The organism is Saliniramus sp. (assembly GCF_035311605.1).
GTDB lineage: Bacteria > Pseudomonadota > Alphaproteobacteria > Rhizobiales > Beijerinckiaceae > Saliniramus.
The window spans coordinates 1-20628 of sequence record NZ_DATGCW010000247.1 but is presented as its reverse complement, the minus strand read 5'-3'; the positions used below and the strand labels follow the sequence as shown (position 1 = coordinate 20628).

Below are 20628 nucleotides of genomic sequence, written 5' to 3'. Positions count from 1 at the left end.
ATTCTCGACCGTTTCGGGGATGCGTGCGCCGCGATAGATCGGCAGATAGATCAGAAAACCCGGTTGCAGATCGTCTTCCTCGATTTCCTGAACGAGTTCTACGCGCGCGGAGGTGGCGCGTTGGCCGCGATCGCGGGCACGCTCCATCGCATCACGCCGGATCGCTTCGGAAAACATGTCGTAGCCGAGCGCGGCGCGGTTTCGCACGTCCTGGGGTTCGAGATAGACGATGGTGGAATAAGCGTCCCGATCACCCTCGGGCCAGACCCGGAAATCGGTATGATACTGACGCATCCGTGCCTCGACCGTCGGTATTTCAGGCGCCGTTATCGAACGGGCGAAGCCGATCCCCTGCACGCCGGGATAAAGCTCCGCGATCCGCAGGCGGGCGACATAGCGGCGGAATTCCGGCTGGCTGACCGCGCCGGCGGGGCGGCTTGCCATCAGCGCGGCGGTGCCACGCAGAAGGGCGATGTAATCCTCCATGCGTTGCTGCACCGCCGCAGCGCGCTGTTCCACCATGGCATTGAAACGCTCTGCGTCGCGTTCACGCGCGAGGCGTTCGTATTGCTGGCTAAGAAAGAATGTCGCCGCGATCCCGGCGATCACCACGATTGCGGGAAAGATCAGCGCGCGCGGCGTACGGGTCGTGACCTGAAAGAGGCCGAGTCTCTTTTTCTTCTTCAAGTCACGGTCGCTTTCACTGTCCGGCACAAGGGGGTAAGCCTGCGCGCAACGCGCATCCCACGCATGGCGAACGCGCGACCGCGCGCGAGGTTCCCGCTTGCGGTGAAAATCTCAATCGCCCGGGCCCAGCCCCGCGATCGCGCGGGCGATGCCCTGTGCACGTGGCACCATGGTCTCGACTTCCATGTATTCCTCCGGCGAATGCGCCTTGCCGCCGACGGGGCCGGTGGCGCACAGGGTGGGGCAGCCGACGCTCGCGGTGAAGCCGGAATCGGCGCAGCCGCCGGCGAATTCGCCGTCGATGGTGACCCCGTTTTCCGCCATGGCCTTCTGATAGACCTCGAAGAGCGCTCGCGAGCCATCATCCTGTACCAGCGGATGGAATTCGCCCTTGATCAGGAGTTCCGCGCGCGTGCCGACGACATCCTCGGCTGCGCCGATCTCCATGATGCGCGCCATCGCCGCCTCGCGCTGGTCGGGGGTGATATAGCGCAGATCGATCTCGCATTCGGCGAGCGGGGCGACCGTATTCACCGATTGTCCGCCCCGGATCAGCCCGACATTCACGGTAATGCCGGCGTCAATATCGGTGATCGCATGCAGGGCGATGATCTTGTGAGCGAGCGCACCGATGGCCGAGGCGCCCTGCGCGAAGTTGCCGCCGGAATGGGCCGCCTTGCCGTGGAGGGTCATCTGCATGAACACCCCGCCCTTGCGCCCGGTCACGATATTGCCCGACGGGCGCCCCGGCTCGGAATTGAACACGGCGCGCGCCTCGCGGGCGGTCTCCTCGATGATCGGGCGGCAGGCGGGAGAGCCGATCTCCTCGTCGCTGGTGATCAGCCCGAGCAGCGGTGCCGGCGCGCCGCCGAATTTGTGATAGGCGGCGAGAACGAAGGCGTTGATCACGAGCCCGGCCTTCATGTCGCATACGCCGGGCCCGTAGGCGCGACCATTCTCGATGCGGAAGGGGCGGCGTGCGACCTCGCCGCTGGGGAAGACCGTGTCGCGGTGGCCCATCAGCAGAATCGGCTTGTTGGCACCGCCGGAACCGGCCACATGCGCCTTGATCACCTCGCCATAGGCCTCATCGGGGATGGTCGTGGTCTCGATGCCGTGTTCTGCGAAGAAACGCTTGAAGCGCTCCCCCACCGCATCGACGCCTGCCTTGTCATAGGAGCCGGAATCGATGTTCACGACCTCCTCCAGCAGGGCGAGCATGGCGGGTTTTTGCTCTTCGAGCCAGGAAAGGACGTGGTTGGCGGGGGCGGGGGCAGCGGACACGGGGATCACCTTCATCGGGGGGAGAGACCCGGTCAGGCTAGGCCCGTATGGCAGGATGACGGAAGCGGAAAATCGTCACGGGCGTTTCACAGGTCTCGCCTGAGGGGGCTACAGGGAGGCGGCCGCTCGCGCCGCCTGGTCGTAATGACCCGAGAGCGCGCGCATCATCGCGGCGATTTCAGAGAGCTGTTCCCTGTCGAGCGTGGTGGTGCTCAAGGGGCCGATCAGGAGCTTGTCGCGAATCTCGCGGTATTTCTTGCAGATATCGCGCCCCTTCCCGGTGATCTCGACGGTCTTTTCCTTGCCGGCGCGTCCTGATGTGACGAGGCCAGCGCCCTGCAGCTTCTTGACCCCGTAGCTCACGAGATGGGTCTCCTCGATCGAGAGAACGAGGCAGATATCCGCCAGCCGCTTGGCGCGTCCGCGATGGTTGACCGTATGCAGGATCAGCACGTCGAGCGCTGAGAGATCCGGCACGCCCGCCGCCGCGATGCAGCGCATCATCCAGCGATGAAAGGCGTGGCTGGCCAGTATCAGACCGAATTCGAACTCCGACAGGGCCGGCAGCGCCCCCTCCGCCAGATGGGCGGAAGAGACGATGGGACCGATGCCGGAGGGGTTCAGGCTTTTCGCACTCATGACGTCTCCGGATTCGCGCACCCTACTTTACGAATCGCGCATCAGCGGGGTGCCTCCAGCATGGTGCGCGGCAGCCAGAGCGCAATATCTGGATACAGTGCCAGAAGGAAGGCTGCGAGGCACATGATCAGAAAGAACGGTGCCGTGTAAAGCCCGAGCCTGAAGATGTCCTTTCCGGTAAGCGATTGCAGGACGTAGAGATTGAAACCGACGGGCGGCGTGATCTGCGCCATCTCGACCACCAGAACGATGTAGATACCGAACCAGATCAGGTCGAAACCGGCACCGACAACGAGCGGCATGATGATGGATGTGGTGAGCACCACCATCGAGATACCGTCGAGGAAGCAGCCCATGATGATGAAGAAGACCGTGAGGGCGAGCAGCAGCATGCCCTGTGACAGCCCGAAGCTGCCGATCCACTCCGCCAGCACGCGCGGAATGCCGGTAAAGCCCATCGCCGTCGTCAGGAAGGCGGCGCCAGCGAGGATGAAGATGATCATGCAGCTCGTCTTGGTGGAGGCGACGAGGGCTTCGCGCATGGTCTCCCATGTCATCGTCCCCGTCGCCCACGCGATGGCGAGCGACAGGAAGACCCCGACCACGGCGGCCTCGGTGGGGGAGGCGAGACCCATATAGATGGAGCCGATCACCCCGATGATCAGCAGGACCACGGGAGCGAGGCGGCGCAGTGCCTTGACCCGCTCGAGGAAGGGCATCGCCGGCTCCGGCGGTGGCATCTTGTCCTTGTTGAACAGGGCCCAGATGATCACGTAGGTCATGAACATGGCTGTCAGCATCAGCCCGGGGATCACGCCTGCGATGAACAGCCGCGCCACGGAGAGCTCCGTCGCTGCCGCATAGACGATCAGGATGATCGATGGCGGGATCATCAGACCGATCGTGGCCGACCCGGCCAGTGCCCCGATCGAAACCGTGTTGGAATAGCCGCGTTTGGCCAGTTCCGAGAGCGAGATGCGCCCGATCGTGGCGCAGGTCGCCGCCGAAGAGCCCGAGACCGCGGCAAAGATGGTCGAGCCGACGATATTGACGTGAATCAGCCGCCCGGGCAACTTCGCCAACCAGGGCGCAAGCCCGTCGAACATATCCTGCGACAGGCGTGTGCGGAAAAGGATGTCACCCATCAGGATGAACATCGGCAAAGCCGTGAGATCCCAGGATTTGGCCCCTTGCCACATCGATGTGGCGAGGATGGTGCCGGCGGGCAGGCTCAACTGCAGAATGATGGCGACGAAGCCCATCGTGGCGAGCGCCACGGCGATCCAGAGGCCCAGCCCGATCATGGCGAAGAGCAGGGCGATGAGACCGAGGCTGACAGGAAGCAGATCCATGGCTCACTCCTCCCGACCGAGATTGATGGCGTCCTCGGTGCCCGTGAAACTCGGACGTCCGGTGCGCAAGGTGATGATGAATTCATCAAGAAAGGCGATGGCCAGCAGTACGGCACCCACGACCATTGCGACCTGCGGGATGTAGAGCGGGACCGGCACCAGCCCGGGTGAGACTTCGTTGAATTGCCAGGTGGTATGGGCGTATTGCGCGAGATGCCAGGAGGCGAAACTCGCGGCGATGCCGCCGAAGAGCAGCGCGGCGCCTTCGAGCACGGAACGTACTTTCAGCGGAACGTTGTTGATCAGCATCGTCACCCGGATATGGACGCCGCTCTTGAGGGTTGCGGCAAGGCCCAGAAAGCTCGCTGCGGCGAGCAGATAACCGGCGATTTCCGAGAGTGACAGGATCACGAAGCCCGACCGGGCCAGACCAAGCGCGCTCAGTATGGCGTCCACGATCCGGCCGCCGACCTGCAGGCCGACGAGCAGGGCGATCGAAACAAGGCAGGCGATCGCGCCCCACAGGGCGATCGCGTAGGTGGTATCAAGAGTGCGTCGCATCAGTCCGGCTCCGAAAACAACAATAGCGCTCACGGCGAGACCGAATTCTGCGATCCGGTCCGCCGGAACGAAAAAGACCCCTTCCGCGGAAGGGGTCTTCGTGGTGCGTTATCAGCGCAGGGACTCGTAGGTCTCCAACACGGCAGCGCCGGTCTCACCAGCTTCCTCTTCCCACTCGACGGCGATCTGAGCGCCAATCTCCCGGAAGCCTTCACGCAGCGCGTCGGAGGGGGTGATCACGTTGATGCCGTTTTCGGCCAACGCTTCTGTTGCGGAAACCGTCACCTCTTCGGAAGAGGCCCAGCCGCGCTCCTCGGCGGTCGCGGCAGCTTCCAGCACGGCTTCGCGGGTCGCGTCATCCAGCGCCTCGAAAGCGGCGCTGTTGACGATCACCATGTTGCGCGGAATCCAGGCCTGGGTGTCGTGATAGTATTCCAGGAAGTCCCAGAACTGCGAATCGACGCCCGTGGCCGGGGAGGTGATCGTCGCCTCGACACGACCCGTGGCGAAAGCCGTCGGCAGATCCGCGACCTCGACCTGAACCGGCGTCGCGCCAGAAAGCGCCGCGATGCGGCCGGTGCCCGGATTGTAGGTGCGGAAACGCAGGCCTTCCATGTCCTCGATGGCGGTAATCTCCATCTTGGAGTAGATGCCCTGGGGCGGCCACGGCACCGAGAACAGCAGCGTCAGACCTTCTTCGGCGAGCGCCTCTTCAAGCGCAGGGCGCTGGGCCTGATAGAGCGCGCGGGCATCGTCATAGCTGGTCGCGAGGAAGGGCACCGAATCGAGGCCGTAGATCGGCGCCTCGTTGGCATGGAGCGAGACGAGCACTTCCCCGATCGGCGCGATGCCGGAGCGGATCGAGCGTTTGATCTCCGGGTGGCGGATCAGCGACCCGGCGGAATGGACGGTGATGTCGAGTGCACCATCCGTGGCCTCGCGGACATCATCGGCGAACTGGCTGATGTTGATGGTGTGGAAATTGCCGTCCGGGTAAGGCGTCGGCATGTCCCAGCTCTGAGCCGAGGCTCCGGCAGTCATTCCAACAACCAGACCGAGCCCCATTGTTGCGCGAGCAAAAGCTTTCATATACAATCTCCCATCGGGTTTGCGCATCCCTCTGATTTTACATGCGCGGTTGCATGCTGTACGGGCCCGGCACGCCTGTCAATATTTTAATAGCGATTTATACCTAATTTGTAGACAAAATGTCGTCATCCATCTTTAGGATGTCGCATACTTATGATCGTGCCCAACTCGCGCGGCGGGGCCGTCGTGCATTCGCGTCGTCATATTTTCGTGAAACGGCACGCTGGCACCCCATCGCCCGGTCGCCGGCACCCCGGTCGCCTTCCGGGCACGGTCGCCTAAACGCCTTCCGGCTGTGTCCCGTCAGCGGGCTGCGCGGTATCCTTCTCGCGATCCGAAACCCTGCCGGTCGGTTTCGCCGGCGGCCTGTTGTCGGAAATCGCCCGACCCTCATCAGTCTTGCCGGTCTTGCCGGTCTTAGTCGTCTTGCTGGCACGTTTCGTCTTGCCGGTCCGTGTCGCTTTGGGGGCTTCGGCTGTCGAGGATCCCGCTTCCCGGGATGCTGCCTTCGCAGAGTCGCTGCCCGGCGTCTCATTGCCCATGATCATGCGCGTGATCGCGTCGATACGCGCGCGCAGCCCTGCGTTCTCGGATTCCAGCTGCCTTTGCGCCTCCTTGCGAAAGGCGCCGAACTCCGCCTCGATCCGGCGGCGTTCGCCGCGGGCATGATCGAGCGCGCCTTGCAGGGAGGCCTTTTCCGCCCGCAATCCGTCGATCTCGCGCCGCAAGGCATCCTGCGCCGTTCGGGTCGCTTCGTCGGACGTACCCAGCTTGCGCCGGGTCAGGGCGAGGTGTCCTTCGAGAGCGGCGATGCGGGCGCTGGCTTTTTCCAGCTCGGCATGGCGAGCGGCGAGATCGCGACCCGTTGCGGCCTGCGCGTCCCGCGCCAGCGCGAGGTCCGCCTCAGTCTGCAGCCGTGCGGCGACGGCCTCGTCCCGCTCGCCGGCGAAATTCTCCGCCCGGCGTTCGAGCACCGCGCCCCGCGCTTCTTCGTTGGCGAGGGCCTTGCGGGTGCGCTCCAGCGCCATTCGCAATTCCGCGATGTCTTCGGCCCGGCTGCGCGAAACCCGCTCGATCTCACGGGCGCGACCGGTCTCGGCCTGGAGCCGCGTCTGCAGGTCGGAAACCTCGATGCGCCGTGCGTCGAGATCGGCGAGGGCGCGTTCTTGACGCGCCTGCAGATCGGCGAGCGTCGTGTCGCGCGCGCTGAGCGTTTCCCGGGTTTCAAGGAGTTCCGCACTCAGCCCGGCTGCGCGGGCCTCGCTGTCGGCCAGCGCATTGCGGGTCATGGCGAGATCCTGTTCGAGGCGGCCGATTTCGGCGCGGGCCGCTTCGCCTTCCTCCGTCAGCGTCGCGATGCGCGTCATGCGCCGCCCGAGCTCGGCCATACCCGTAGCCTGCTTTTCGCGCATCGTCTCAAGGCGTTGCTCGATGCGCCTTTCGCGCATGGCGAGTTCCGCGCGCAGCGTATCGCGCTCGGCATTGAGTTCGGCCACGGATGCGGGCAATTGCGCTTCCACGCGTCTGCGCGCCAGCCGGTCCGCGCGCTCGTTGAGCGCCGGCACGATCATCAGCCCGAAAAGCGTCGAGACGAAAAATCCCAACGCGAAGATCATGATGGTCTCGATCACGCGGCAACGCGCCCTTACTCGATCCTGCGCAGGTTTCGACCATGCCACGCCATGCGCCTGACCGCCACCCCGCTTTCCGGGCTTTGCGTCAGAAGGGGTTCCAGGTCGGACTTTCGGTGAAGTTCAGATAGCCGATATTGATGCCCAGGCGCGCTCCGACACCGGAGCGGATCGGCACCACGATGATGTAGTTGGCCGAAAGAGCCGTCATGCCGAAACCACCCACCACAAAGGCCGAGCCGTCCATGCCGAGGAAACGCTGGTAGATCGCGTCGGTCGACGGCAGTTCATAGACGAGCATCATCGTGCGCGAGCCTTCGCCGCCGAAATCGAAGCCGATCGAGGGACCCTGCCAGAACACGTTTCTGTTGCCCGCATTGCGCGTGTAGAGCACGCCTTCGCCGTAACGCAATCCGCCGATGAAGGCGCCACCTGCCTCCTGGCCGAGGATGTAGCCGTTGGGCTGGCCCCAGCGTGAAAAGGCTTCCTGCACCGTCAGCGCGAGGCCGCGCGAGATCGAGCCGAAAAAGGCATGGCCCTGTTCGATGATCTCCCGGGATTCGAATGTTTCGGGAGCATTGCGGGGGGTGGGTGCGACACCGCTGCCCGGCTGGCCCGGAGGCGGTAACGCGTTCTGCTGTGCGTTCCCCGCAGCAGCGAACGGCCCGGCGATCATCAGGGCGACCAGTGCCGGCAGCCAGAAGCGCAGGACGCTGCAGCTCCCGAGCGTGATGGCCGGGCGCATCATGAAACGGATTGAGCGCATGCGCGATCTCCTGCTCGCTATGTCGAATCGCCCGATAGTGACAATTCGAATGATTATCTGAACCCCGGTTTCAGCCCCGGAGCGCTACAACCCCCAGCCGGCGGAGATGTGTTCCGTCCGCGAAACCAAGCTTTAACCAAGAAGGGTAACATGGCGTTAACGCGCGAAAGCGGCTCGGCCTCATGCGAGGTGACGGAATTCTCCGCGAAGGCAGGATCGACGGGTGCATCATGGGCGTGCCTTCTGCGCCACGGCGTCCGGATTGCCGGGCTCGCCCTGGTGCTGGCTCTGCCGGGGCCCGGAGCCGATGCCCGTGCGGCCAGCCCCGATTCGACCGATGCCGGTGCGGCGCGCCTCGCCCTGCTGCCGCCGCTCGTCGGAGCGCAGCAAGGGGTGCGCCGGCATGATCATGCCGGGGTCGCGCTGGAGGGTTTCGACCCGGTCACCTATTTCCTGAGCGGCACCCCTCGCCCCGGCGATGCGATGCATGAAGCCGTCTGGAACGGTCACGCCTGGCGGTTTTCCAATGCGGCGAACCGCGCCGCCTTCCTGTCGCGACCCGATATCTATGCCCCGCGCCTGGGTGGCAACGATGCTCTCGCCATGACGGAAGGGCGCATGGTCGAGGCGCAGGCGCGGATCGCCGCGATCGTCGAGGGGCGGCTTTATCTGTTTCACACGCGTGTGGCCCGCGACGCCTTTCTCGATGATCCCGACGCTGCAGCCCGCGCGGAACGGGTCTGGCGCGAGAACCGCGAGCAGCTGGCGCGCCTGTAACGGTGCAATCGAGGCTTTTCAAGGGGCGCGAAGCCGGTTAGGGAACAACCGGTACGTCCTTGCGCGTGATTCGCGCATGTTGCCGGGGCGCCATCGGAGGCATGTTTCATGGCCAAGCTCGATCTCGATTCCCTCGATCTCGCCGCGCTGTTGTGCTCGCGGGTCTGCCATGACGTGATCAGCCCGGTCGGCGCAATCGTCAACGGGCTCGAGGTGATGGAGGACGAGAGCGATCCCGGCATGAAGGATTTTGCCCTCGATCTGATCCGCAAGAGCGCCCGCCAGGCCTCGGCCCGGCTGCAATTCGCCCGCATCGCCTTCGGGGCTGCTGGTTCTGCGGGCGCCGCGATCGATACCGGTGATGCCGAACAGGTCGCCAAGGGTTTCTTCCACGACGACAAGACGCGCCTCGTCTGGAATGCACAGCGCCAGCTTTTGCCGAAGAACCGCGTCAAGCTCCTGCTCAACCTCCTCGTCATGGCCGCCCAGGGGATTCCGCGCGGCGGCGAGATCGAGGTCACCATCACCGGTGACGAGAGCGCCTCTACCTTCCTGATCGCCGCCACCGGCAAGAATGCCCGGATCCCGCCGCACGCGCAGGCGCTGCTCGACGGCGAGCCGGAGGGTGACAGTGTCGACGCGCACGGGATCCAGTTCTACTATGCGGGCCTCGTCGCGCGCGCATCAGGCATGGCCGTTTCGCTCGACCTGGAAGGCGACGCCTTCAGGTTGCGTGCGGAATCCGAATAAAATCCGGAATCGCATCGAAGCATTGCAACGCGCCGGATGAACATTCTGTTAAGTATAATTCCGAGCAGATTTACCTTTTTTCCATATTCAGGAAACGGAACATAAAGAACTTCTGACGACACTCGAACTCCAGAAGCAGGCCCTGCGAGAGTAGAGTGACGTCATGGATGATCTTTTGCGCGAATTTCTGACCGAGACCGGCGAGCACCTCGATACGGTCGATGTCGAACTGGTTCGCTTCGAACAGGATCCCAACAACGAGACGATCCTGAGGAACATCTTCCGGCTCGTCCACACCATCAAGGGAACCTGCGGGTTCCTCGGCCTGCCGCGTCTCGAGGCGCTGGCGCATGCGGCCGAGACCCTGATGGGCAAGTTCCGTGACGGCCACCCGGTCACCACCGACGCCGTCTCGCTGATCCTGCAGACGCTGGACCGGATCAAGGAGATCGTGGCCGAGCTCGAGCGCACCGCCGCCGAGCCGGAGGGCGAGGATCAGGATCTGATCGGTGCGCTCGACGCGATGTCCAATGCCGATCCCGAGACGTTGCTGGCGAGCCGGTCCGACGGCGCGCAGGCCCCGTCCCGGGCATCCGTCGAAGCGGCGCCGGAAATGGCGTCGGAGGCAGCCGCCGCCGCATCGTCGGACGCGGCTGCCGTTGCAGAGACCGATGATGCTCCGGCCGCAGGCGGGTTCGTCTTCCAGCAGCTCGAGCGTGACCTTCTACCGGGTGAAATTCCCCTCGACGAGTTGGAGCGCGCCTTCATGGAAGCGCCCGGCCCTGATGACGAGGAGGGTGTGCTGGAAGAGATCGAGGCGCCGGTCGTGATGGAGGGCCGCGTGCTCGGCGAACCCGACGAGGCGCCGGTTGCGGCAGAGGTCGCCGAGGCGCCCGCAGCCGCTGCGGCACCCGTCGCCGACGACAGCCCGGCCGAAAGCAAGCCGGCGCCTGCTGCGAAGAAGCCCGAGGCGAAGGACAATCCCGGCAATGCCGGCGCCGAGCAGAACGTTGCCAAGGTCCAGACCATCCGCGTCAATGTCGATACGCTCGAACATCTGATGACGATGGTCTCCGAGCTGGTGCTCACCCGCAACCAGCTGCTCGAGATCGCCCGGCGCGAGGATGACAGCGGCTACAAGGTGCCGCTGCAGCGCCTCTCGCACGTCACCGCCGAGCTGCAGGAAGGCGTCATGAAGACGCGCATGCAGCCCATCGGCACCGCCTGGCAGAAACTGCCGCGCGTCATTCGTGATCTTTCTTCCGAACTTGGCAAAAAGATCGAGCTGGTGATGCAGGGCGCGGATACCGAGCTCGACCGCCAGGTGCTCGAAGTCATCAAGGACCCGCTGACACACATGATCCGCAACTCGGCGGATCATGGTATCGAGGATGCCGAGGCGCGCCGCGCCGCCGGCAAGCCCGAGCGCGGCACCATCCGTCTCAACGCCTATCATGAAGGTGGCACCATCACGATCGAGATCGCTGATGACGGCAAGGGCCTGAACTACGACGCGATCTCGCGCAAGATCGTCTCGCAGGGGCTCGCCACCGAGGCGGAAATCGAGCGGATGAGCGAAGCCCAGATGGCCAAGTACATCTTCCATCCCGGCTTCTCGACGGCTAACCAGGTCACCGCCGTTTCCGGGCGCGGTGTCGGCATGGACGTGGTCAAGACCAATATCGAGCTGATCGGCGGCACCGTCGAAATCCGCTCCGAGCAGGGCAAGGGCACTGTCTTCACCATCAAGATCCCGCTGACGCTGGCCATCGTGGCTGCCCTGATCGTCTCCGCTCAGGATCAGCGTTTCGCCATTCCGCAGGTTTCGGTTCTGGAACTCGTGCGTGTCAAGAACGGCTCGGATCACCAGATCGAGCGCATCAACGGGACCCCGGTGCTGCGCCTGCGCGACCGGCTTTTGCCGATCGTGCCGATCGGGAAGGTGCTCGGTCTCGACGGGGCGGAGGCCAATCCGGGCGATGAGGGCTTCGTCGTGGTCTCGCAGGTCGGGCGTCAGCGCTTTGGTATCCTGGTGGACGGCGTCTTCCACACCGAGGAAATCGTGGTCAAGCCGATGGCGACCAAGCTGCGCCATATCCCGATGTTCTCCGGCAACACCATCCTCGGCGACGGCGCCGTGGTGCTGATCATCGACCCCAACGGCATCGCTAAGATGGTCGGTCAGGGTACGGGCGACAACCAGTTCGGGGTCGAGGCAGCCGACGAGATGGAAGAGAGCAACGACAATGAATCGACGACACTGCTGGTCTTCCGTGGCGGTGGCGAGACCCACAAGGCGGTGCCGCTTTCGCTGGTCACACGCCTTGAGGAAATCGATGCGGCCAAGATCGAATGGGTCGGCGGACGCCCGCTGATCCAGTATCGTGGCAAGCTGATGCCACTGGTACCGGCCGATCCGGCCATCGCGATAAAGAGCGAGGGCCCGCAGGCGCTGGTCGTGTTCTCCGACGGGGAGCGGGCCATGGGGCTGGTGGTCGACGAGATCGTCGACATCATCGACGATGTGCTCGACATCGAACTCGTGGCAGACCGTCCCGATCTGCTCGGCTCCGCCGTGTTGCGCGGGCGCGCCACCGAGATCGTCAACGTGGTGCATTATCTGCCGCTGGCCCACGAGGACTGGACCTCCGGGGCACCGGTCAAGAATCCCAAGGATGCCCGCACCGTGCTGCTGGTGGATGATTCCTCCTTCTTCCGTGAAATGCTCAGCCCCGTGCTCAAGGCCGCCGGTTACCGTGTCATCACGGCGGCGGGGACCGAGCAGGCGCTTGCCGCCCTCAATGCCGACCGCCGCGTCGACGCGATCGTCGCCGATGTCGACATGCCGGGCCGCGACGGTTTCGCGCTGATCCGCGCCGTGCGGGCCCAGGCGCGGCTGTCGCGCCTGCCGGTGATCGCCCTGTCTTCCGCCGTCACGCCGGAGGCGATCGAGGAGGCGCGCAAGCTCGATATCTCGGAATTCATCGCGAAATTCGACCGGAGCGGCCTCGTCGCCGCTCTCGCCGAAACCGAAGCCCAGCTGGGAGAAGCCGCATGATGGCCGCCAACGTCAACGATGCCGGGCGCGACGGGCGCGCGGTGCAGGAATACGAGGAATTCGTCACCGTCATGCTGGGTGACCAGATGTTCGGTCTGCCGATCGACCGGGTGCACGATGTCTTCATCGCCTCCTCACTCACCACCGTGCCGCTGGCGCCGCGCGAGATCATGGGTCTGCTCAATCTGCGCGGTCGCGTCGTCACCGCCATGTGTCTGCGCCGCCGCCTCGGCCTGCCCGATCGCGACGAGGGCGCCCAGGACATGGCTGTCGGCCTCGAGCGCAACGGCGAATCCTACGGGTTGCTGGTCGATTCCGTCGGCGAGGTGATGAAGCTCTCCACCGAGACGCATGAGGCGAGCCCGGTCCACATGGATCAGGCTTGGGTCAAGCTCTCGCGCGGCGTTCACCGCCTCGACGGGCGGCTCCTGATCATCCTCGATGTCGATGCGGTTCTCGCCTTCGACGCCGAATCCCGCGCAGCCTGACGCTTCCGAGGAGGTCGTGATGAAGCATTGCCTGATCGTCGACGATTCAGCCGTCATTCGCAAGGTTGCGCGGCGCATTCTGGAGGGGCTCTCCTTCCGCACCTCGGAAGCCGAGGACGGCGAGCAGGCGCTGAACCGCTGCCGCTCCGAGATGCCGGACGCCGTCCTGCTCGACTGGAACATGCCCGTGATGGACGGCTATTCCTTCCTCCGGGCGTTGCGCGAGTTGCCCGGTGGTGAGGCGCCGAAAGTGGTGTTCTGCACCACAGAGAACGATGTCGGCAATATCGCGCGGGCCATGCGCGCCGGCGCGGACGAGTACATCATGAAACCCTTCGACAAGGAGATCATGACCGCCAAGATGCAGGAAGTCGGGCTCGTCTGAATCCTGTGCCGGCGCAATCCGTGCCGCCGCTTTCCGGCAGTGATGCCAGCTTGTTTCGCGCGCCGACCCGTTCGGGCAGCGCACCGGAGTCGATGAGTCCATGTCCATCGCGACAGCTTCGAATCAGGGATCCGTCACCGCAACGCCAATGCGGATCATGGTCGTCGACGACAGCGTCGTGATCCGCGGTCTGACGGCGCGCTGGCTCGAAGAGGCCGGCCACAAGGTGGTCGCGACCTGCAACAACGGCCGGGTCGCCGTCGACCAGATCGCCCGCGCAAAGCCGGAAATCGTGCTGCTCGACATCGAGATGCCGGAGATGGACGGCATCACCGCGCTGCCTTTGCTGCTGGCGAAATGCCCCGGCGTCTCCGTGGTCGTGGTCTCGACGCTCACCCAGCGCAATGCGCAGACTTCCCTGAAATGCCTCTCCCTCGGCGCTGTCGATTATCTTGCCAAACCCGAAAGCCATCGCGGTGTCTCCACCTCGGTGACCTTCCGGCATGATCTGATGATCAAGATCGAGGGTCTCGCCGCGCGCCATCGCGACGGCGTCGATGCCGCGATGACGCCGGCCATGTCTGCAGGGATGTCTGCAGGGATGTCCGCAGGCGGGGCAGGCGCGCGGCCGATGGCGGCGGCGCCGGGTGCCCGGACCTTCCGGGTCGAACGCGGCGCGCCGGCTGCAGCCGCCGCCGGATCGGGCGGGCGGCAATTCCTGCGCGCGCCACCGGCAGGAGGAGCGGGCGCATCCGCATCCGCATCCGCCCGGCACGGCCCGGCGGGGAATGTGCCGGCGGCAGCATCCTCATATGCCCGTGCGCCCGCCGCCCCTTCGCGTGCGGCGCCGACCCTGCGGCCCGTGGCCTCGAACACGCCCAAGCGCGTGCTCGTCGTGGGGGCATCGACGGGCGGTCCGCGCGCAGTGGGCGAGTTTCTCACGGGGCTGGGCCCGCAACTGCGCAATCTGCCGGTTCTGGTCGTACAGCACATGCCGCCGGTCTTCACCGCCGTCTTCGCCGAGCATCTGGGGGCCCAGACGGGGCTCCCTGCGGCCGAGGCGCAGGACGGGGAGGCCTTGCAGCCGGGACGGATCTATGTCGCGCCCGGCGGCAAGCATATGGGCTTGCGCCGCAATGGCGGCTCGGGCATCGCGCTGCGCCTCGATGACGGTGCGCCGGTGAATTTCTGCAAGCCGGCCGTCGATGTGCTGTTCTTCGACGCCGCGACGATCTTCGGGGCGCAGGTCCTCTCGGTGGTGCTCACGGGCGTGGGGTCCGACGGCACCCATGGCGCGCGCGCCATCGGCGAAGCGGGTGGTGCGGTGATCGTCCAGGACGAGGCGACGAGTACGGTCTGGGGCATGCCCGGATCGATCGCGAAGGCTGGCCTCGCCCATGAAATCCTGCCGCTGCGGGACATGGCTGGCGCGGCGCGACGCTTTTTGGGTGGGAGCAGGTAATGCTGGATGCCGATTTCGACTTTCTCCGCGCCTATCTGAAAGAGCGCTCCGGCCTCTCGCTTTCGGCGGAGAAACGCTATCTGATCGACAGCCGGCTCGGACCGGTCTGCCGGCGCTTCGCGCTGACCGGCGTGCCTGATCTGGTGACGAAGTTGCGCCAGGGTCGCGACCGCGCGCTGGAAACGGCGGTGGTCGAGGCGATGACCACCAACGAGACCTTCTTCTTCCGCGACAAGACGCCCTTCGACATCTTCAAGGACACGATCCTGCCGCAAATGCTTTCCGCGCGCGCGGGCAAGCGCAAGCTGCGCATCTGGTGTGCCGCCGCCTCTTCGGGGCAGGAGCCCTATTCGCTGGCGATGCTTCTCGACGAGGCGCGGACGAAGTTTGCCGGCTGGCAGATCGAGATCGTCGCGACCGATATCGCCGCCGAGGTGCTCGACAAGGCCAAGGCGGGGATCTACACCCAGTTCGAGGTGCAGCGCGGGCTGCCAATCCAGATGCTGCTGAAATATTTCCAGCAGAAAGGTGATAGCTGGCACATCTCGCCGGCGATCAAATCCATGGTCACCTTCAAGCAGATGAACCTGATCAAGGATTTCTCTCAGCTCGGCCATTTCGACGTGATCTATTGCCGCAACGTGCTGATCTATTTCGATCAGCCGACCAAGACCGACGTGCTCCGCCGGCTTTCGGCTGCGCTTGCGCCCGATGGCGTGTTGTTGCTCGGCGCTGCCGAGACCGTGATCGGTCTCACGGATGCGCTCGCGCCACACGCTTCGCAGCGTGGGCTCTATGTCGCTTCGGGAGCCGGGCGTGCGGGTGCGGGGCAACCGGCCACTGATGCCGGCAAGACCCGTGTGCCGGTCGGCGGATTGCGCATCGCCGCCGGAGGCTGAGCCCGGTGCCGGCGCTCAGCCATTCGTGTTCGGCCCGAAATTCGTGCAAATGCCGCGCTTGTCGCGTCGGTCTTGGCCTGTATAACAGTGTCTATTGTTCGAATCGGCTGCAAACGAGGGCGCGCCATGGCCAGCGATGCTGAACTGATCGCAGATCGGCGCAGAATGCGGCGCAAGCTGTCCTTCTGGCGCGCCCTCGGTTTCGCCGCCCTGCTCGGGGCGTTGATCGTGGTCGGCTGGCGCATTGCCGGGCCCGGCGATCTGGATTCGATACGCACGGCGCATATCGCGCGGGTCGAGATTTCCGGCGTGATCACCAATGACCGGCCCAGGATGGAGATGCTGGAGCGTATCGCCGAATCGCGGGCGGTGCGCGGCGTGATCGTGAGCATCAATTCCCCAGGCGGCACCGTCACGGGCGCGGAAGAGCTGTATCAGTCCCTGCGCGCGCTCGCACAGGACAAGCACGTGGTTGCTTTCGTCGACGGAACGGCGGCCTCCGGTGCCTATATCGCCGCGCTCGCAAGCGACCATATCGTCTCGCGCGAGACGGCGGTGGTCGGCTCGATCGGCACAGTGTTCCAGATGCCCAATGTCCGGGAACTGCTCGACAATATCGGCATCAGCATGCTCGAACTGCGCTCCACGCCGCTCAAGGCGGCGCCGAGCCCGACCGGCGAGATCGACGAGGAGGCCGTTGCGGCCCTGCGCGAACTGGTCGACGATACGTATGCATGGTTTCGCGAACTCGTCGCGGAACGCCGCGCGCTTGATGCGCAGGCCACGGCAGACGTCGCCGATGGGCGCGTCCATATCGGACGCCGGGCTCTGGCTCTTTCGCTCGTCGATGCCCTCGGCAACGAGGATGATGCGCTGGCTTGGCTGACAGAGGCGCATGACGTCGATTCCGATCTGCCGGTCGAGACCTGGCGCCCGTACCGGGAGCGTTCGGCCTTCGACCTGATGACAAGCGCGGCGTTCCTTGCCGATGTTGCGGGATTCGAGCGACTTTCGGGGCAGCTTTACGGTTTCGTTGGTCATCGCGAACGCATCGAACTTGACGGGCTGCTCGCCATCTGGCAGCCTGAGCTTGAAAATTAGATAAAATTCAAAGAATTAGCGCCGATGATCAAATCAGAACTGGTCCTGAGAATCGCCGAACAGAACCCGCATCTCTATCAGAGAGACGTGGAAAATATCGTGAATGCGATTCTCGACACGATCGTGGACGCGCTGGCGCGCGGTGACAGGGTCGAATTGCGCGGCTTCGGCGCGTTCTCCGTGAAGAAGCGCGATGCACGGATCGGGCGCAATCCGCGTACCGGCGAGACGGTTCCGGTTTCGGAGAAGGTGATTCCGGTCTTCAAGACCGGCAAGGAAATGCGCCTGCGGCTCAATGGCGGCAGCAGCGCTTCGGGCGCAGCAGGCGGTGAGCAGACGCAGCCCGCGATCGCGGCCCGCGCGGTTGATTGAGACGGAAGCGGGCCAGAATCCGCGCGAGACTGAGAAACAGATCAGGGAACGACGACGCTATGGCGGGTTTCATCAAGGCGCTCATCCTCATACCAGTTGGCTTCGTGATCATCCTGCTCGCCATCGCCAATCGTGCGCCGATCACCATTTCGTTCGATCCGTTTTCCGCATCCGACCCGCTCATGGCCATCTCGGCCCCGCTTTGGCTGGTGCTTTTCATTGCCCTGACCATCGGCGTCATGATCGGCGGCGTCGCGGCATGGCTGGTCCAGGGCAAGCACCGCAAACTGGAACGGCAATACAAGCGTGAATGTGATTCGCTGCGCAAGGAGGTCGATACCGCGCGCGAATCAACCCGCGCGAATCCGGGCGCGCTGACGGCACCGCAAGGGGGCAGCGCCATTACGGCACGCTCGTGAGGGCCTTGGACAGCCGCCGGTGTGATTCTGTTGCAAGTCTCGGTCGTGGCAAGTCACCCGGCACGCGAAATTCGACAGCATGGCTGGTGCGACTGAGGGCGCAGCGATATCCGCTGCCGTCCGTCGTGGTTCTGCCCGGCGATAAAGTCTGCGCGGACCGGCCCGCGGCATTTCCGGTCAAGGTCCGCTTTTGGGAACGCGGTCGCGCCCAGCTTCACGGAATTGGCGTAGAGCCCTGACGAAGCGCGACTTCCAAGCCCCATCCGACATGCTGCAGGCTTTGAGATCTGATTCAATTGCGTTCGATCATGGCTGCCTGACATTTCGGATCGAAGGCAGGCTGCATTTTCAAAATGGACACATTTTGTGCAATAATTCACAGTCCATGCGTTTGATCTGCGCGCTCGAAGCGAATTCTTCAGGCTTGACGTAACGTAAGTACCGGGACACGCTAGTGCGCGCTATGTCGAAAAAGAATATGAACACACATTCGGCATGACCGTTTCCAGAGGATCGAACTCGCGTTGGGAGAACAACATGAATCATTTCACCAAGGGGCTGCTCGTGGCCGGGGTCAGCCTCGGTTTCAGCTTTTCCGCCCAGGCCCAGAACTGGGACATGCCTACCCCCTACCCTGATGGGAATTATCTCACCCAGAACGTAATCCAGTTCGCCGAGGAAGTCGCCGAACTCACCGACGGCCGTCTGAACATCACGGTGCATAGCGGTGCCTCGCTCTTCAAGATGCCGGAGATCAAGCGTGCTGTGCGCACCGGGCAGGCCCAGATCGGCGAGATCCTGCTCTCGGCTTATGGGAACGAAAACCCGATCTTCGAGGTTGACGGCGTGCCGTTCCTCGCAGCCGGTTTCGACAATGCCGAGAAGCTGTGGCAGGCGCAGAAGCCGATCCTCGAGGAAGTCCTCGCCGAGGAAGACCTGATGGTGCTGTTCACGGGCGTCTGGCCGGGCCAGGGCCTCTACGCGCAGGAGCCCGTCGAGACCTTGGCGAATATGGAGGGCGTGCCCTTCCGCGCCTATAATGCGGCGACGTCGCGTCTGGCCGAGTTGATGGGCGCCGTTCCGACCACGGTGCAGTATGCCGAGGTGCCCCAGGCCTTCTCGACCGGTGTCGTTGATGCGATGCTGACCTCCGCCACGACGGGCGTGGATGTGAAGTCCTGGGATTTCCTCGAATATTACTACACCACGGATGCCATGCATCCCAAGAACCTGGTTTTCGTCAACCAGAGCGCCTTCGATGCACTCGACGCCGATATCCAGGAAGCCGTTCTGACCGCTGCGGCCAATGCCGAAGAACGCGTCTGGGCGCAGGCCCGTGAAGAGGGCGCCAAGGCCACGGCGGAACTCGCCGATAACGGCATGAATGTCGTCGAGCCCGGCGATGCGCTGGTCTCCGAACTCCAGGAAGTCGGGGCCCAGATGACCGAGGAATGGAGCGAGAAGGCCGGTGAGCGCGGTCAGCGTCTGATCGAAGCCTACGAGTCAATGTAATTGCTTCCATGATCGTGCGCACGCGGATCTCTGACGATCTGCGTGCGCATGCCTGCCGCACTCGAATAACGTGTCGTAAGAATCAGCCGAACCGCGGAGGTGTCGCGCATGGACGTGCTGCGTCGGGCGACCGATTTTGCCTATAAAACCTGCGGTATTGCAGCCGCGATCGCGCTTGCCGCCATTGCCGTTCTGATGCTTGCCCAGATCATCGGGCGTCTTTTCGGGATCATGGTGCCTGGCGTCAACGAAGCGGCGGCGTTCCTCCTCCCCACAACCAGCTTTCTGGCGCTGGCCTACGCCTTCCGGGCCGGCAGCCATATTCGCGTCTCGCTCGTTCTCCACATGTTGCCGGACAAGGCGCGGCGCGTGGCCGACCTGCTTTCGGTGGGCATCGGCGCACTGCTCATGGGCTTCTTCGCCAAATCGACCTGGGGGCTGATGCAGGATTCAATCCGCTTCAGTGAAGTTTCTGACGGCCTCTTGGCGATCCCGCTCGCCGTTCCGCAGGCGGCCATGTTTCTCGGCATCGCCATGCTGACGCTGGCGATGGTGGAAGAGTTCTTCAACATCCTGTCTGGCCGTACGCCGAGTTTCGACGACACACGCGACGTCGTCATGCGCGAACGCGAAGATGCATCAAACGACTGATTCACGAAAAGGACCGGGCCCTTGGATCTGTTGACGCAATCGATCATCCTGATCGTCCTGCTGTTCGCCTTTCTCGGCGGCGGATTGTGGGTGGCGATGGCGCTGGCAGCCCTCGGGCTCGTCAGCATCACCATGTTCAGCAGCGCGCCCGCTGGCCTGATCATGTCCACCAGCATCTGGGGCGGAACGGCGACCTGGACGGTGGCCTCGCTGCCGCTCTTCGTCTGGATGGGTGAAATCCTGTTTCGCACGAAGTTGTCCGAAGACATGTTCGCCGGACTCGCGCCCTGGCTCGGGCGGCTTCCCGGGCGGCTGGTGCATGTGAACATCCTCGGCTGCGCCGTCTTCGCCGCCGTCAGCGGATCCTCGGCGGCGACCGCGATGACGGTCGGCAAGATGTCGATCCCGGAATTGTCCAAACGCGGCTATGACGAGAAGCTCATCATCGGATCGCTGGCCGGCTCGGGTACGCTCGGCCTGCTGATCCCGCCTTCCATTATCCTGATTGTCTACGGCGTCTCTGCGGAAGTCTCGATCGTGCAGCTCTTCATCGCCGGCATTCTGCCTGGTGCGATGGTGGCGTCCCTGTTCATGCTCTATGTCGGTGGCTGGGCGCTGCTCAACCCATCGAAGATTCCGATCTCCGACATCAGGATGACGCTGAGGGAGAAGCTCTGGTCGTCCCGGCGGCTGATCCCGGTCATCCTGCTGATCGCTTTCGTGATCGGCTCGATTTATCGCGGCT

General features: G+C 64.1%; 21 protein-coding genes. 13 read left to right on the top strand and 8 right to left on the bottom strand.

What is annotated here, in order from left to right:
* From VKP01_RS11200 to VKP01_RS11165, 8 genes are all read right to left on the bottom strand, one after another.
* A partial coding sequence (locus VKP01_RS11200) for a CHASE domain-containing protein (RefSeq protein WP_324412301.1) occupies positions 1-687 on the bottom strand: 687 nt, incomplete at its 3' end.
* A 111-nt stretch (positions 688-798) separates the two neighbouring features.
* Positions 799-1908, bottom strand: coding sequence for a M20 family metallopeptidase (locus tag VKP01_RS11195; protein WP_324412303.1), 1110 nt, complete (start codon positions 1906-1908; stop codon positions 799-801).
* Positions 1909-2079: 171 nt separating this feature from the next.
* Entirely contained in the window at positions 2080-2610 is a 531-nt protein-coding gene (locus tag VKP01_RS11190) for a winged helix DNA-binding protein (protein ID WP_324412300.1), read from the bottom strand.
* Between the two features lie 41 nt (positions 2611-2651).
* Positions 2652-3962 (bottom strand): TRAP transporter large permease subunit, encoded by a 1311-nt coding sequence (locus VKP01_RS11185; protein ID WP_324412298.1) that lies wholly within the window; start codon positions 3960-3962, stop codon positions 2652-2654.
* A gap of 3 nt (positions 3963-3965) precedes the next feature.
* A complete protein-coding gene (locus VKP01_RS11180; RefSeq protein ID WP_324412296.1) occupies positions 3966-4523 on the bottom strand; it encodes a TRAP transporter small permease in 558 nt (185 codons plus the stop codon).
* Between the two features lie 111 nt (positions 4524-4634).
* On the bottom strand, positions 4635-5612 hold the full coding sequence (locus tag VKP01_RS11175) for a TRAP transporter substrate-binding protein (protein ID WP_324412294.1): 978 nt from the start codon (positions 5610-5612) through the stop codon (positions 4635-4637).
* 278 nt (positions 5613-5890) lie between these two features.
* Complete coding sequence (locus tag VKP01_RS11170) at positions 5891-7243, bottom strand: hypothetical protein (RefSeq protein ID WP_324412292.1); 1353 nt, start codon at positions 7241-7243, stop codon at positions 5891-5893.
* An 88-nt stretch (positions 7244-7331) separates the two neighbouring features.
* Positions 7332-7919 carry a DUF1134 domain-containing protein gene (locus VKP01_RS11165; protein WP_414706568.1) on the bottom strand — a complete coding sequence of 196 codons (588 nt, stop codon included), beginning with the start codon at positions 7917-7919 and terminating at the stop codon, positions 7332-7334.
* A gap of 240 nt (positions 7920-8159) precedes the next feature.
* On the opposite strand from VKP01_RS11165, the gene VKP01_RS11160 reads away from it, so the two are divergent.
* From VKP01_RS11160 to VKP01_RS11100, 13 genes are all read left to right on the top strand, one after another.
* A complete protein-coding gene (locus VKP01_RS11160; protein WP_324412289.1) occupies positions 8160-8786 on the top strand; it encodes a YHS domain-containing (seleno)protein in 627 nt (208 codons plus the stop codon).
* A 108-nt stretch (positions 8787-8894) separates the two neighbouring features.
* Complete coding sequence (chpT, locus tag VKP01_RS11155) at positions 8895-9536, top strand: histidine phosphotransferase ChpT (protein WP_324412287.1); 642 nt, start codon at positions 8895-8897, stop codon at positions 9534-9536.
* A 163-nt stretch (positions 9537-9699) separates the two neighbouring features.
* Positions 9700-12594 (top strand): chemotaxis protein CheW, encoded by a 2895-nt coding sequence (locus VKP01_RS11150; RefSeq protein WP_324412285.1) that lies wholly within the window; start codon positions 9700-9702, stop codon positions 12592-12594.
* Positions 12591-13082: a chemotaxis protein CheW gene (locus VKP01_RS11145; RefSeq protein WP_074443454.1), complete on the top strand. Its 492-nt coding sequence runs from the start codon at positions 12591-12593 to the stop codon at positions 13080-13082. Before VKP01_RS11150 ends, VKP01_RS11145 begins: the two co-directional genes overlap by 4 nt.
* A gap of 19 nt (positions 13083-13101) precedes the next feature.
* The gene (locus tag VKP01_RS11140; protein WP_074444140.1) at positions 13102-13467 is read left to right on the top strand and encodes a response regulator; all 366 of its coding nucleotides are present in this window, start codon (positions 13102-13104) and stop codon (positions 13465-13467) included.
* A gap of 100 nt (positions 13468-13567) precedes the next feature.
* The gene (gene cheB, locus VKP01_RS11135; RefSeq protein WP_324412281.1) at positions 13568-14929 is read left to right on the top strand and encodes a chemotaxis-specific protein-glutamate methyltransferase CheB; all 1362 of its coding nucleotides are present in this window, start codon (positions 13568-13570) and stop codon (positions 14927-14929) included.
* Positions 14929-15828, top strand: coding sequence for a protein-glutamate O-methyltransferase CheR (locus VKP01_RS11130; protein WP_324412279.1), 900 nt, complete (start codon positions 14929-14931; stop codon positions 15826-15828). Before cheB ends, VKP01_RS11130 begins: the two co-directional genes overlap by 1 nt.
* Before the next feature lie 126 nt (positions 15829-15954).
* Positions 15955-16929 (top strand): signal peptide peptidase SppA, encoded by a 975-nt coding sequence (sppA, locus tag VKP01_RS11125; RefSeq protein WP_324412277.1) that lies wholly within the window; start codon positions 15955-15957, stop codon positions 16927-16929.
* Between the two features lie 24 nt (positions 16930-16953).
* Entirely contained in the window at positions 16954-17301 is a 348-nt protein-coding gene (gene ihfB / locus VKP01_RS11120) for an integration host factor subunit beta (RefSeq protein ID WP_324412275.1), read from the top strand.
* Between the two features lie 59 nt (positions 17302-17360).
* The gene (locus VKP01_RS11115; protein WP_324412273.1) at positions 17361-17720 is read left to right on the top strand and encodes a LapA family protein; all 360 of its coding nucleotides are present in this window, start codon (positions 17361-17363) and stop codon (positions 17718-17720) included.
* A 537-nt stretch (positions 17721-18257) separates the two neighbouring features.
* Entirely contained in the window at positions 18258-19232 is a 975-nt protein-coding gene (locus tag VKP01_RS11110; RefSeq protein ID WP_324412271.1) for a TRAP transporter substrate-binding protein, read from the top strand.
* Positions 19233-19340: 108 nt separating this feature from the next.
* A complete protein-coding gene (locus tag VKP01_RS11105) occupies positions 19341-19883 on the top strand; it encodes a TRAP transporter small permease (RefSeq protein ID WP_324412269.1) in 543 nt (180 codons plus the stop codon).
* 21 nt (positions 19884-19904) lie between these two features.
* Positions 19905-20628 (top strand): TRAP transporter large permease subunit (locus VKP01_RS11100; RefSeq protein WP_324412267.1); only part of this gene is annotated, 724 nt, incomplete at its 3' end.

Coding starts and splice junctions, on each gene's coding strand:
- VKP01_RS11115 (WP_324412273.1), top strand. CDS start 17,361: ATGGCGGGTTTCATCAAGGCGCTCATCCTCATACCAGTTGGCTTCGTG.
- VKP01_RS11195 (WP_324412303.1), bottom strand. CDS start 1,908: ATGCTCGCCCTGCTGGAGGAGGTCGTGAACATCGATTCCGGCTCCTAT.
- chpT (WP_324412287.1), top strand. CDS start 8,895: ATGGCCAAGCTCGATCTCGATTCCCTCGATCTCGCCGCGCTGTTGTGC.
- VKP01_RS11150 (WP_324412285.1), top strand. CDS start 9,700: ATGGATGATCTTTTGCGCGAATTTCTGACCGAGACCGGCGAGCACCTC.
- cheB (WP_324412281.1), top strand. CDS start 13,568: ATGTCCATCGCGACAGCTTCGAATCAGGGATCCGTCACCGCAACGCCA.
- VKP01_RS11145 (WP_074443454.1), top strand. CDS start 12,591: ATGATGGCCGCCAACGTCAACGATGCCGGGCGCGACGGGCGCGCGGTG.
- VKP01_RS11175 (WP_324412294.1), bottom strand. CDS start 5,612: ATGAAAGCTTTTGCTCGCGCAACAATGGGGCTCGGTCTGGTTGTTGGA.
- VKP01_RS11160 (WP_324412289.1), top strand. CDS start 8,160: ATGGCGTTAACGCGCGAAAGCGGCTCGGCCTCATGCGAGGTGACGGAA.
- VKP01_RS11110 (WP_324412271.1), top strand. CDS start 18,258: ATGAATCATTTCACCAAGGGGCTGCTCGTGGCCGGGGTCAGCCTCGGT.
- VKP01_RS11130 (WP_324412279.1), top strand. CDS start 14,929: ATGCTGGATGCCGATTTCGACTTTCTCCGCGCCTATCTGAAAGAGCGC.
- sppA (WP_324412277.1), top strand. CDS start 15,955: ATGGCCAGCGATGCTGAACTGATCGCAGATCGGCGCAGAATGCGGCGC.
- VKP01_RS11140 (WP_074444140.1), top strand. CDS start 13,102: ATGAAGCATTGCCTGATCGTCGACGATTCAGCCGTCATTCGCAAGGTT.
- VKP01_RS11190 (WP_324412300.1), bottom strand. CDS start 2,610: ATGAGTGCGAAAAGCCTGAACCCCTCCGGCATCGGTCCCATCGTCTCT.
- VKP01_RS11165 (WP_414706568.1), bottom strand. CDS start 7,919: ATGATCGCCGGGCCGTTCGCTGCTGCGGGGAACGCACAGCAGAACGCG.
- VKP01_RS11180 (WP_324412296.1), bottom strand. CDS start 4,523: ATGCGACGCACTCTTGATACCACCTACGCGATCGCCCTGTGGGGCGCG.
- VKP01_RS11105 (WP_324412269.1), top strand. CDS start 19,341: ATGGACGTGCTGCGTCGGGCGACCGATTTTGCCTATAAAACCTGCGGT.
- ihfB (WP_324412275.1), top strand. CDS start 16,954: ATGATCAAATCAGAACTGGTCCTGAGAATCGCCGAACAGAACCCGCAT.
- VKP01_RS11185 (WP_324412298.1), bottom strand. CDS start 3,962: ATGGATCTGCTTCCTGTCAGCCTCGGTCTCATCGCCCTGCTCTTCGCC.